Origin of the sequence: Acetonema longum DSM 6540 (assembly GCF_000219125.1) — a bacterium.
Taxonomy (GTDB): Bacteria; Bacillota; Negativicutes; order Sporomusales; family Acetonemataceae; genus Acetonema; species Acetonema longum.
The window spans coordinates 1-264 of sequence record NZ_AFGF01000184.1; the positions used below are offsets into that span (position 1 = coordinate 1).

The window sequence follows — 264 nt, forward strand, 5'->3', positions numbered from 1 at the left end:
GGGTGCATTCTTGAAAATATAGGTCAAATACTTGTAAGGATGTAAGCCGTTTTCTTTGGCGGTTTCGATGATGCTGAAGACAATGGCGCTGGCCTTGGCGCCGCGGGGCGTATTGGCGAACAGAAAGTTCTTGCGGTCAATGACAAAGGGTTTGATGCTGCGTTCCGCCCGGTTGTTGCTGATTTCTAAGTTCCCGTCCCACAGATAGCGCTCCAGATACGGCCATTGCTCCAAGGTGTAGTGGACGGCCCGGCCAAAGCCGCT

General features: G+C 53.0%; 1 protein-coding gene. It reads right to left on the reverse strand.

The genetic code is table 11. The features are described from left to right. Positions 1-264, reverse strand: a 264-nt coding sequence (locus tag ALO_RS16080; protein ID WP_004097941.1) for an IS66 family transposase, incomplete at both ends; no start/stop codon positions are given.